Below are 12787 nucleotides of genomic sequence, written 5' to 3' on the forward strand. Positions count from 1 at the left end.
GTCTACGCCGCATCGATGGCGCAGGCAAGTGCTTTGGGAGCAGCATTGGCCATTCACGAGAATTGGAACCCGAAACCCATTCAGAATGATTTAATTGATTTGAAATATTATAAGCATTAAGTACAAAAATCATTTCAGATTTTGTCATGAAGTTTAAATGCGACATTTTTTATCAATGAGATAAACAAGTATAAAACATAAAAACATCTGTCTAATAGAAAGCATTATGAAAAAGAAAATATTTAGTTTACTGTTTGTATTATCGGTGCTTTTTTTCTCCTTTAAAAAGGCATCTTCGTCTGTAGTTTTAGAGGAAGTAACCGTGAAAGCACCATTTGAAATGCCGGTCATTAAAATTCCGAATTTTAGTAACTGCAAGAAATTTTCTATTGTAGATTTTGGAGCCATAAAGGGAGATAAAGAAAAAACTTCTGATGCCATTACAAAAGCAATTGCAAAAGCTAGTAAAGCCGGAGGTGGAACTGTCGTAATACCTGAAGGGGAATGGCTGACAAAGAAAATCCATTTTAAAAGTAACGTCAATCTTTTTTTAAGTAAAGGTGCTGTTTTGCTTTTCTCAGAAGATCCGAAAGATTATCTACCTGCAGTGAATTCAACTTGGGAAGGTTATGAGTGTTACAATTATTCTCCTTTGATTTATGCTTATAAATGTAAAAATATTGCCATAACAGGTGAAGGTGAATTAAAAGCAAAAATGGATGTTTGGAAACAGTGGTTTGCTCGTCCGAAGGCACATATGGAAAGTTTAAAAAGACTGTATTATCTGGCTTCTTATAATAAACCAATGAAAGAAAGACAGATGGTTAATGATACTGCAAATTTCCGTCCGCACTTTATCCAGTTTAATCGTTGTGAAAATATTGTCATGGATGGTGTCACGATTACAAATAGCCCGTTTTGGACCATTCATCCCTTTTTATCAAAAGATGTTGTATTACGCAATCTAAAAGTATATGCACATGGTCATAATAACGATGGTGTAGATCCTGAAATGAGTCAGAACATGTTAATTGAAAACTGTGTTTTTGATCAGGGAGATGACGCAATTGCTATTAAATCGGGAAGCAATCAGGATGGATGGCGTTTACACACTCCATCTAAGAATATTGTCATGCGTAATTGTCTTGTAAAAAACGGACATCAATTGGTCGCTATTGGAAGTGAACTTTCGGGAGGTATAGAAAATGTTTTTATCGATAATTGTACTGTCGCTGAAGGCGCAAAATTAAATCATCTTTTGTTTATTAAAACGAATGAAAGAAGAGGTGGTTTTGTAAATAATATTTATATGACTAATGTAAAATCTGGTAAAATTGATCAGGGAATTTTGGGTATTGAAACGGATGTTTTGTATCAATGGAAAGATTTAGTTCCAACAATTGAACGCAGACTTACTCCCATTAAAAATGTTTATCTTGAAAATGTGAATGCGACAAGCGTAGAGTTTATTTCAAGAATTCAAGGTCAGAAAGAACTTCCCGTAGAAAATATATTCTTAACTAATGTTACTGCAGAGAAGGTAAAAAGAGAAAATGAGATTAACGAGAATGTGCTAAATTTTACAAGAAAGAATTAATCTTTTTTGAATTAAAAAAATAACGAAGAAAAACTACATATTTTAACTTCACTGGAACTGTCTTGTCCGATAGAAAATGTACTTTAATTATATTTTAAAGTATGATTTGTCTTAAGAACGAGGTTTAGACAAATTTCTGTCGTACATGACAATAGTTCCCGCTACAGCTACATTTAAACTTTTCTCAGATTTAAATTTTACTAGATGATGACATTTTTCCATTACTTTTTTGGATAAGCCATGATCTTCCGCGCCCAATATATAAACACATCTTCTTGGGTGTTCAAAGGTTTCTAAATCAGAAGCTTTTTCAGATAATTCAACACCAACTAATCTTGCTCCTTTAGGTAAATTTTCAAAAAAGGCTTCAAAAGTATCGTAATGAAAATAAGGTATTGCTTTTACAGCATCGTGGGTATCACAAGCTTGTTTGGCATATCTGTTTCCTATGGTAAATATATACGTAGCGCCTAAATTTTGAGCAGATCTCCATAAAACGCCTAAGTTTTCTGGTGTTTTACCATTTTGTATTCCTATTCCAAAATACTCATTTGTAAAGTTATCATTCATAGCTGCAAAAATACAAACTGTAAATACATAAATCAATTTTTATTACAATTGAAATAAGTTTATAATTAGTAATTCAATAAAAATCCATAACAAAGAGCTATTAAAAGTACTCTGTTGTTATGGATTTTTTAATTATAAACGTTTATGATTTATGAAGAAACTGTCTTAAAACGTATTGAAGGATTCCGTCATTTTTGTAATATTCGATTTCGATCTGTGAGTCAAGTCTTGCTATAGCTGTAAAGTTGAATATTTCTCCATTTTCTTTTACAGCTGTAATTACTAATTCTTTTAAAGGAGTGATGTTTTCAGCAATTCCGGTTATGCTGAAGATTTCTCTTCCCGTAAGTCCTAAACTTGCTGCATTTTCACCATTTTTATATTGCAATGGTAATACACCCATTCCGACCAGATTGCTACGGTGAATTCTTTCATAACTTTCTGCCAAGACCGCTTTTACTCCAAGTAAAAAAGTTCCTTTAGCCGCCCAATCTCTTGATGATCCGCTGCCATATTCTTTTCCGGCAAGAATGATTAAAGGTGTTTGATCTTTTTTATAGTTAACAGAAGCTTCATAAATACTCATTTCTTCTCCCGTTGGAAGATAAGTTGTAAAACCTCCTTCTTGTTTCGCCAATCCGTTTTTGATACGCACATTTGCGAACGTTCCTCTGATCATAACTTCATCATGACCACGACGTGATCCGTACGAATTGAAATCATTTTTTTCTACACCACGGCTTAGTAGATATTTTCCTGCAGCAGAATTTTCTTTGAAAGATCCTGCAGGCGAAATATGATCTGTAGTTACACTATCTCCCAAAACTAATAGGGTACGGGCATTGGTAATATCCTGAAGTGCTTTTGGTTGATCCGGAAGATCTTTAAAAAACGGAGCTTCTTTTATATAAGTTGAATTATCGTCCCAGCGGTAAATTTTTTGATCTGGAATTTGAAGCTGTTGCCAAATTTGATTGCCTTCAAATATGGTCGAATAACTGGATTCAAATTGCTTTGGAGTCAGAACTTCATTTAAAATTTTACTGATTTCATTCTGCTCTGGCCATAAATCTTTAAGATAAACCGGAAGCAAATTAGAATCGTATGCCAGTGGTTCATTTATAATATCGAGATCAACCCTTCCAGCTATTGCAAAAATAACTACAAGCATTGGAGACATTAAAAAATTCATTTTGATTTGTGGATGAATTCTGGCTTCAAAATTCCTGTTTCCCGAAAGTACAGAAGCAAGCACAAGGTCATTTTCGTCTGCAGCTTTAGCAATATGTGGTGGAAGTGGGCCCGAATTTCCAATACAAGAAGTACAGCCATAACCAACCACATGAAATTTTAATGCTTCAAGATCTTTTAATAAATCAGCTTTTATTAAATAGTCGGTTACAACTTTTGAGCCTGGAGCAAGTGATGTTTTTACCCATGGTTTTATATTGACTCCTTTTTCTCGTGCTTTTTTTGCAATTAATCCAGCACCAATCATCAAAAACGGATTAGAAGTATTGGTACAGGAAGTAATAGCAGCAATACCAACTGATCCGTCAGAAATGGTAAACTGTTCAGATCCAATGGTTACAGATACACTTTTACTGCCATTTTCTGTTTTAGGATCGATTTGTACTTCATCAGGAACCGGTTTACTTTCGTTTAAAGGTTGTGAGCCACCTTCAGCAAACCAAGTGGTCATTTGCTTAACGGTTTTATTGTATTTTCTACCAAAATTTTTATCTAATGCATCAACAAAAGCAGGTTCAAGATTTTTAAGGAGAATTTTGTCCTGAGGTCTTTTTGGACCAGCAATTACAGGTTCTACTGAAGAAAGATCAAGTTCCAGTACATCGGTATAAACAATATTATCATTGCCTTTTCTCCAAAGTAGATTGGCTTTGCAATAATCCTCTACTAATTGAATCTGCTCTTCGCTTCTTCCACTGAGCTTCATATATTCTAATGTTTTTTCATCAGTAGGGAAGTAGGTCACTGTACATCCAAATTCTGGGGACATATTTCCTATTGTGGCACGATCAGGTACACTTAGATTATCAAGTCCGGGACCAAAAACTTCTACAAATTTTCCCACGACACCATATTTTCTAAGAAGTTCGGCAATGGTAAGCACCATATCTGTGGAAGTAGAACCTAACGGTATTTTTCCTGTCAGTTTAAGTCCTATAACTTCTGGCATGATAAAGTATATAGGTTGTCCCAGAATTGCGGCTTCGGCTTCAATTCCACCAACACCCCAGGCAATTACACCAATTCCGTTTACCATCGGAGTATGACTATCTGTTCCTACAAGAGTATCTGGAAAAACTTCTCCATTTCGTTCAATAACACCTTTTGAAAGATATTCAAGATTAACCTGATGACAGATTCCCATTCCGGGTGGTACTACACTAAAATTGGTAAAAGATTCCTGAGCCCATTTTAGAAATTGATAACGTTCGCTATTGCGTTTGTATTCTTCATCCATATTGCGCTGGTAAGCGTATTCTGTTCCAAAATAATCTACTTGAACAGAATGATCTACAACCAAATCTACAGGAATCAACGGATTAATAGCATCGGGATTTTTTCCTCTTCTTGCCGCTTCAGCACGCAGCGATGCAATATCTACTACTGCAGGAACTCCCGTAAAATCCTGCATCAAAACTCTTGCAGGTTTAAACGGAATATCTTTATCTGACGCTTCCGGTTTCCAGTTTAATAATGTTTCAATATTTTCTTTTGTAATGGCAAAATCATCAAAATTTCGCAATACATTTTCTAACAGAATTCGGATAGAAAATGGCATTTTTTCGATTTCATATCCTTTGTTCTGCATTTCAGCAAGACTGTAGTATGAAAACTCTCTGCCTGCCGTTTTTAGTACTTTTTTAATCTGGTAAATGTCGTTTTGCATAGTAAAGATGTATAAAATTAAATATCAATAAAAGTTACCATTTCTGAACCGATTTTGGTCATAAGCAAAAGTTAAAAAAAGCCAGCTAATTTTGAACCTATTTTGAAGCATCGTTGATTTTGAATCAATTTTACAATGTACATTTTAAAACAAAACTTTTAGTTTGCTTAAATCTCATTGCTACTTTCAACATGTTATTAATGCTGGTTTTACTTCTTTTTAATAACTCCGTTATAATATCTAAAAATAGCAATAGTTCTTTCAACCACTAAAGATGAGTATTGACTTGTTTGAATATTTGATTGCATTGTCCCGCCTCCTGAATAGTGTTCATCAGTCATCGTTCCAATTAGTTTGGATTCAGCATCGCGAAACGCTAGCCAAGCTCTTTGCGCCGTGATAAGCACTTTTTTATCTTCAGGTTTAAGTAATTTCATAAGCTTATTGTAATACTTATTCATTAACTTATCATAAGAATTAGTTAGTTCATCTACTGATATATTCATTCCAGTTGTCGAATAATCAATGTCTATTCGTCTGGAAGTTATTTCCTGTATTCGAAACGTATCTATTTTAAATTCAATTTCATCTGCATTCAATTCTTGTTTTGCAAGTTTAAGCTTTAGTTTAGGGATTTGTGCTTCAACTTCGCTTGTGATTTTTTTTAAGATTTCTGGAGATATTTGTTTTGGACTATTTTGACCTACAGCAACTTGTCCAAAAAAGCAAATCATTATTGATAACAAAAAGGATTTCATATTTCTCAAGGATTAAATTTTAATATATTTTTGATTTTTGTGATTGATTATCAATAGTTAAGTGTACTAATCTATTTCATCTTGCCTGTAATATCTTTATCTTTGTTTAAAAGAAATAAATCTAACAAGGTTGATTCTTTGATAATCACTCAAATTTAAAATATTTTCCTATAAATATTCCAAAATCCTTAGAATTCGCTAAACAAAAAGCCATCCCAATAAGGATGGCTCTTTCAAAAAATAGTGGTGTGTTTTGGGTTAGACCCAGTTTAGTATTTGAATTAATTGATTTTAACCAAATGTTTTTCAATTGCGGCTCTTTGAGGCTCGTATTGTGCTGGAAGTTTTAAGTTTTTACCCAATTCTTCTAAGCTTTCATCTACTGTAAACCCAGGATTATCAGTAGCAATTTCGAATAAAACTCCTCCTGGTTCTCTGAAATACAAAGAGTGGAAATATTGTCTGTCAATTTGTGGTGTAATCTGCAATCCGTAGTCTTCGATTTTTTCACGGAAGTGCATTAAAATTTCATCATTTTGAACACGGAAAGCTACGTGGTGAACAGTTCCGTTGGCATTAAGACCACGTTTTTCGTCAGCCAATTCTACCAAGTCTACAATTGCAGCGTTTTCTACAGCATCTGTAGCATAACGGTAACGGTTTACATCTTGATCAATTAATTTGTAACCAAAGATTTCTGTTAAAACTGCAGCCGTTGCTTTGATATCGTTTAAAGTCAAAGTAATATTATGAAAACCTTTTGTAGCAACGTCAGTTTTTACTTCGTCAGTTTCCCAAGCTTTTCTGTTGTCTTCTGTTTTAGATTCTATTAATTCTAATTTTAAACCATCTGGATCTAAAAAAGTCAAATATTTTTCACCGAATTTCTCAGCTGGTTTATTGTAGATTACATTGTATTTTTCAAAACGTTTTTGCCAGAAATCCAAGCTTCCTTTTGGAACAGAATAACCAATTTCTGTAGCCATTCCAGAACCTTTTCTTCCTTGTTGAATTCCTTCTCCCCAAGGGAAAAAAGTTAATATCGTTCCTGCACTTCCAACCTCATCACCAAAATAGAAGTGATATGTTCCAGGATCGTCAAAATTGACTGTTTTTTTAATGAAACGTAATCCTAATATGTTAGCGTAAAAGTTGAAGTTTCTTTTTGCGTCTCCTGCAATTGCAGTAATATGGTGTAAGCCTAAAATTTTATTTTCCATGGTATTTGTAATATTAAATTGTTATTTGATTTCTCATTGATTTCTTTTACAAATTTACACCCGTTATAGCTCTGGATCGATTAACCTAGATTAAGAAATAAGAGACCTATAAATATCATTATAAAAATAAGAACCAAATAATATTATTTTTGTTTTAATATGTTGTTTATTAGTGTTTTATTTGTGATGCAAGTTATCGTTTTACAATATATGGCAATTAAAAGTTTGAGGTCTTTTTATTTAGAAAAGCTATCGAAATAATAGTAAATGAAAAAGCCGACAAATTGCCGGCTGTTTATAATTTTATAAAGATTGATTTTCGAAGTTTGGGTTCGATATTTTTAGTTTTATGCCCTTTTCCTGTAGTATCTTCAACCAATAAAATAGATCCTGTTTCAATTTTTCTTTTTTCTCCTAAGGAAGTTTCGATTTCGACACCGCCTTCCAATAAAACAATATATTGGCGGTCTGGTGCATTATGAAAATCATAGTCATAAGAAGGTTTAACTTCTCTAAAGACGATTGATTTTACAGGTTCATCATCAGATAAAAATCCGATATCGCCATTGTTTTTCAATGGAACTTCGAAGTCTTCAAAATGACTTTCGCCGTGGGAATCACTGTAAACTCGGGTTATCGTAATCATTACTTTTTATTAAAAATCAATGCATTGGCGCAGTCCACTTCATCTTTACTAATCGTATGCCCCATATTTGGATAAATCTTTTTGGTAACATCTGCGCCCATTTTTGTCAGAAGAGTTTCTGAATCATTTACTCTTTCAACAGGAACATGAAAATCAGGATCACTTGTTCCTATGAAAATAGGAGTGTTTTCGAAATTTCCAGCATAATGATTTTCATATACTTTATCGCCAATAAGTCCGCCTGTAAAAGCGACAACACCTCCATATTTCGCTGCATTTCTAGCCGTAAATTCTAGAGCTAGACAAGCTCCTTGAGAAAATCCAAGGAAATAAATATTCTCTTTTTCGATTCCGTTTTGTTGAATAGCCACCACGACTTGGTGAATGGCTTCTAAAGATTTTGAAAAAGAAGGTTCATTTTCGTTAAGAGGCGCTAAGAAAGAGTAGGGGTACCAAGTTCTGTTTTCTGCCTGAGGTGCGACCAATGCAAAATCATCAACTTTGAGATGTTTTGCAATTGAAAGAATATCATGAGCGCTGGCACCACGTCCGTGAATTAGAATTAAAGCTTTTTTGGCTTCGTTTAAAGGTACACCGTCAGTTAATATATCAGTATTCATAAGTTTTGTGTTTGAATTAATTTTTAAAAGAGTTGAAATTATTTTTTCCAAATATCCTGATATTCTTCAGGGTGTCTTTTAAATTGTGCGTGAACATAAGGACAAAGCGGTAAAACCATCAAATTATTAGCACGAACATATGATGTCATTTCATCCAAAAGTTTTTTGGCATAACCTTTTCCTTCAGCTTCTGGTTCAACTCCTGTATGATAAACAGTAAGTAAATCAGGTTTTAGACTTACCGTCATTTCTCCTTGCTTTTTGTCATCAACATAAAGATTAAAAGCTCCATGTTTTTTTTCGTCTAATTCTAGTTTTATCGTTTCCATATTTTCTATTTGTGGTAATTTGTATATTTAATTTTTACTTTTAAAAATGAAGTCTGCAATCGCTTTTTTTTTACAGACTTCATTTTTCTTTCCTTTTAACGTTATTCTTTAATGAAAGCCAAAATATCTTTGTTAATTGTTTCTGCTTCTGTGGTTGGCATTCCGTGAGGAAATCCAGGATAAGAAATTAATTTTCCGTTTTTCAAAAGTTTTGCCGCTTTTGGTGCTTGATTGTAAGGCACAATTTGATCGTCTTCTCCATGCAATACAAGAACCGGAATATCTAAACTTTTAAGATCTTCTGTAAAATCTGATTCAGAAAAAGCTTTAATTCCTTCATAATGAGCCAATACAGAACCCATCATTCCCTGACGCCACCAATTGTGTTTTATTCCTTCTTGTACTGTTTGTCCTTCGCGATTCCATCCATAAAACGGAATTGGGAAATCGTAAAAATATTGTGATCTATTGAATCCTGTTCCTTGTCTTATTTCATCAAAAACAGATAAGGGCACACCATCAGGATTATTTTCGTTTTGAATCATAATAGGGGTTACAGCGCTTATGATTACTGCTTTCGCAACACGTCCTTTTCCATATTTTGCAGCATAACGAATTACTTCTCCGCCACCTGTTGAATGCCCTACGTGAATTGCATCTTTTAAATCAAGAGCTTCTGTCAAAGCTGCAACGTCAGCTGCGTAAGTTTCCATATTATTTCCTTCTGAACTTTGACCAGAACGACCATGTCCACGACGATCATGCGCGATAACTCTATAACCTTGTTTTAAGAAAAACATCATTTGTGCATCCCAATCATCGCTTGATAAAGGCCATCCGTGGTGAAAAACTATTGGTTGTCCAGTTCCCCAATCTTTGTAAAAAATTTCTGTCCCGTCTTGTGTTTTAATAGTGCTCATTTTTCTTTTGATTTAGATTAATAAATTTTAATTTTTCTTGTTGTTAAATTTCTTTTACAAACTTAGACAAGACCCAGAAGTCTGTCGATTAATCTAGATTAAGAAAAGAAAAATGAGTTGTTTTAAAATACTTTCTCGATCTAATATTCCTTATACCTAAAGTTACAATATCTAATAAAATTATGAAGTTAATTGTGTAATTTGTTGATAATGAATTGTTTTTTGGTTGTTCGAATCAAGAGGAATCAATAAAGAAATTCTGAGTACTTCGTTGAAAAATATTCTGCATTTTAGTGATATTATAGAATAATTTATATGAGAATAGTAAATCGTTCTAAATTGTTTCTGGTGAGCTCAAATCAAAAAAGCCTTTAACTTTTAAAAAGTTAAAGGCTTTTTTGATGTAAATCAGGTTTTTGAATTCCTTAATTATTATTTTACTGTCACAGTAAAAGCAGTCAGAGTATTGGCAGTACCTCTATAAAATCTCATTCTGTTGTAGGTTCCCGCAGGAGTTCCCGCAGGAACTTTTAATACTATTTTATAGGTAGATGAACTTACAATCTCTACAGGATAAGTTACAGCTGCGGCAGTACTGTTATACATTATAACAGAGGTAACCGTATTCATTAAGGCACCACGTACTTCGAAAGTATCTCCTCCCTGTTTTTGAACAGGAGATCCAACTAATTCAGCACTAAATAAAGTAGGGTCAATAACACTAACTTTGAATCTGTTTTCTACACTTCCATTCTGCAGGATATATTTCCCATTTTTTACACGTAAATCATAAGTTCCAACAGGCATATCCTCAGGAAGAAAATAATAAATTCCATAACTGATAAAAGGTGTAGTAGCTGACGTTCCTAATGGTCCGCCTAAATGAACGATTTCTGCTGTATATTCCGTTTTCTGATCAGCTGCAGCTACTAGATATACTCTGGTATTTTCTAGGCTTAACCACAGATTTTCAACTCCATTCGTACTGCCACCAGTCGCAATGTTAACTAATCTCTGCAATGAACCTTTTGTATAGGTTTCTGGAGCTGCATATGTCCATGTCTGAGGCTCAACTTGTCTAAAATCTATTTTTAAAGTATATTTTTTTGTAGTTCCTGCTTTTGATGTTACAGTATACTCAGTACCATCTTTAAAAGCAATTTCTGCACCAGAAGCTGGCGAAATAGTAGCTTCAGTTCCCAGCACTATTTCTGGTTTAATTGTTGTTGGAATTGTAGTATTCGTACTCAAAGTAACTATAATGTTTGCATCGGTAATTGCTGCGCTGATTGTATTGTTCTCAGAATCTTTAAAAGAGAATGTTTCAATTTGGGTGTAGCCAGAAACCTTTATAACATCGCCTGGAATTGTATTTACTTTATCAATATATTCTGTGTCACACGAAAAAAATAGTACTGATAAAAAAAGTAATCCAACTGAAAATATATTGGTATTGTTTTTTTTATTCATGATTGTATTGGTTATGTAATTTTTAAATGATTTTATTTTATTAATTTTGCCATTATTGCTAAATGGGCTTTAATATTTTTTAAAATGCCTGTTTTCAATGCTCACAGTAATTCAAAAAGCTGTTTGATAGTCATGGGGTAATGAGATGATAATTGTAATTTGCAGAGACGCCGGTCAAGCTTTACTGCAGTACTTTTAATTATTTCGTAATCCCATGTTACTTTTTTTAGACTTTTATAATTACAATACTCTTGTCCAAGTATAACTAATTGTACTACTTGAAGCTCCTGGAGTTACAGTGCTTACAGTAACTAAATAAGCTTCTGTTGCTGCTGCAGGATTAGTAATTGACTGCGAATTAAGACTTGCAGGAACCGTGTCTACTGCTTTCCAGATTACAATAGCTTTTTCAGGAGTCATGGTGTGATTACTAAGAAGATAAGAGTAATATCCTAACCCATAGTTAGTTCCTGAAATAGTTCCATTGTAGCCTAAAACATTATATTTATCAGTTGGTGCAGCACCAAGATTAGCATTTTTTACATCAATGTTACTTTTCCATGTATTCCAGAATTCGCATTCTGAATCTAATTCTACTGTTCCAACGTACCAATGATCAGTATTGTTTACAGGGCGTATTGATGCACCATAAATACCTTCCCACTGTACATTTACATTGCCAATAGTTGCTGCTACTGGTGTCCAGTTTGAATCCACAGATGATGGAGCCTGCCATCTATTAACCGTTACTGATGTTGAAGTGGCTACACAAGTTTCTTCTAAAGCTGTTTTTGCAGTTTTATTTGTAACCTGCTGTTCTTGTGCTTTCGCCGTTCCCTGAGAATCGACAGTTTGTTCGTCTGTACTACATGATGTAATTGAAATAGCAGCTAATGCTAAAAATGATAAGATTATTTTTTTCATAATGATATATTTAATAGATTAATTTGGGCTTCTTTCATTACCTAAGCAGAAAAGACAGGCATTTTTTATTTTTATTTTGTAATTCTGATTGGATATTTCATTTTTGCTGTCAGATTATAGCTTTCCATTTGTATCCAATAGTCAGTATTAGTCTCTAAGGTCACAGCTGCAGGTAAAGCTCCAAAAGAATATCTTCCAGAAAAAGTAAAAAGATCCAATCCATCGTTATACTGCTGAAATTGCCATTTTTTATTTCCCTGTGCATCTACAGCATATACTTTTGTAACTTCGTAAGAGGGAATGAAATTTTCTCCTTTTACTAGCAAAGTTGTTGCCACTGGTACAGACAAAGTAGTTGTCTCAGTAGATAATTCATTTAAAACTAATTTTGGCTGTTGAATTACCACTTTTACAGTATAAATAGCTGTTGATCCATCTGCTGCTTTTGTAGTATATAAAAAAGGCGTTTTTGCAAATACAGGAACTAGTTCTGTCGCTGCAGGAGAGATAGTTGTTTTTTCAGGCAACGCTATAGAAGTTTCCAGATATTCATATTCATAATAAGAAGGTAGGTAAACCGTTATAGTTCTGTCTAGATTGTTTACAGCGCTATAAATAGCTTGACTTTCTCCTGGGTTTATTACTTTAAAAGAAATAATTCTTCTTGCATCTAAATCGGTTACAATTTCTGTAACATCATCTTCTTTTACATCTGTCCATCTGTCTTCTTCGTTGTCACAAGAAGTTAAAAGACTAAATAATGCAAAAGCAGTAAAAAGTAAAGGTGTTTTAAATTTATTGATTTTAGTATTCATT

Annotated in this window: 12 protein-coding genes; 1 reads left to right on the top strand and 11 read right to left on the bottom strand. The window is 33.6% G+C overall.

Annotation, left to right across the window (positions count from 1 at the left end; genetic code table 11):
- Nucleotides 1-226 precede the first annotated feature (226 nt).
- A complete protein-coding gene (locus NQQ59_RS22665) occupies nt 227-1597 on the top strand; it encodes a glycoside hydrolase family 28 protein (protein WP_144212243.1) in 1371 nt (456 codons plus the stop codon).
- Between the two features lie 111 nt (nt 1598-1708).
- Here the strand turns inward: NQQ59_RS22665 and NQQ59_RS22670 are convergent, their stop codons facing one another.
- From NQQ59_RS22670 to NQQ59_RS22720, 11 genes are all read right to left on the bottom strand, one after another.
- Nucleotides 1709-2167: an RNA methyltransferase gene (locus NQQ59_RS22670; protein ID WP_144212245.1), complete on the bottom strand. Its 459-nt coding sequence runs from the start codon at nt 2165-2167 to the stop codon at nt 1709-1711.
- A gap of 142 nt (nt 2168-2309) precedes the next feature.
- The gene (gene acnA / locus NQQ59_RS22675; protein WP_144212247.1) at nt 2310-5084 is read right to left on the bottom strand and encodes an aconitate hydratase AcnA; all 2775 of its coding nucleotides are present in this window, start codon (nt 5082-5084) and stop codon (nt 2310-2312) included.
- A 209-nt stretch (nt 5085-5293) separates the two neighbouring features.
- Nucleotides 5294-5842 carry a lysozyme inhibitor LprI family protein gene (locus tag NQQ59_RS22680; RefSeq protein WP_144212249.1) on the bottom strand — a complete coding sequence of 183 codons (549 nt, stop codon included), beginning with the start codon at nt 5840-5842 and terminating at the stop codon, nt 5294-5296.
- A 281-nt stretch (nt 5843-6123) separates the two neighbouring features.
- Complete coding sequence (locus NQQ59_RS22685; RefSeq protein ID WP_144212251.1) at nt 6124-7062, bottom strand: ring-cleaving dioxygenase; 939 nt, start codon at nt 7060-7062, stop codon at nt 6124-6126.
- A gap of 295 nt (nt 7063-7357) precedes the next feature.
- A complete protein-coding gene (locus NQQ59_RS22690) occupies nt 7358-7708 on the bottom strand; it encodes a cupin domain-containing protein (protein WP_144212253.1) in 351 nt (116 codons plus the stop codon).
- Nucleotides 7708-8328 (bottom strand): alpha/beta hydrolase, encoded by a 621-nt coding sequence (locus NQQ59_RS22695; RefSeq protein ID WP_144212255.1) that lies wholly within the window; start codon nt 8326-8328, stop codon nt 7708-7710. The genes NQQ59_RS22690 and NQQ59_RS22695 overlap by 1 nt, the downstream gene beginning before the upstream one ends.
- A 38-nt stretch (nt 8329-8366) precedes the next feature.
- Nucleotides 8367-8657: a GNAT family N-acetyltransferase gene (locus NQQ59_RS22700; protein ID WP_144212257.1), complete on the bottom strand. Its 291-nt coding sequence runs from the start codon at nt 8655-8657 to the stop codon at nt 8367-8369.
- A 101-nt stretch (nt 8658-8758) separates the two neighbouring features.
- The gene (locus NQQ59_RS22705) at nt 8759-9577 is read right to left on the bottom strand and encodes an alpha/beta fold hydrolase (RefSeq protein ID WP_144212259.1); all 819 of its coding nucleotides are present in this window, start codon (nt 9575-9577) and stop codon (nt 8759-8761) included.
- Nucleotides 9578-10009: 432 nt separating this feature from the next.
- Nucleotides 10010-11047 carry a hypothetical protein gene (locus NQQ59_RS22710; RefSeq protein ID WP_144212261.1) on the bottom strand — a complete coding sequence of 346 codons (1038 nt, stop codon included), beginning with the start codon at nt 11045-11047 and terminating at the stop codon, nt 10010-10012.
- A 240-nt stretch (nt 11048-11287) separates the two neighbouring features.
- Nucleotides 11288-11971, bottom strand: coding sequence for a hypothetical protein (locus NQQ59_RS22715; RefSeq protein WP_144212263.1), 684 nt, complete (start codon nt 11969-11971; stop codon nt 11288-11290).
- A gap of 71 nt (nt 11972-12042) precedes the next feature.
- Nucleotides 12043-12786 (bottom strand): hypothetical protein, encoded by a 744-nt coding sequence (locus NQQ59_RS22720; RefSeq protein ID WP_144212265.1) that lies wholly within the window; start codon nt 12784-12786, stop codon nt 12043-12045.
- Between the last annotated feature and the right edge of the window lies 1 nt (nt 12787).

The sequence above is a fragment of the Flavobacterium panacis genome, from assembly GCF_024649945.1.
Lineage (GTDB): Bacteria > Bacteroidota > Bacteroidia > Flavobacteriales > Flavobacteriaceae > Flavobacterium > Flavobacterium panacis.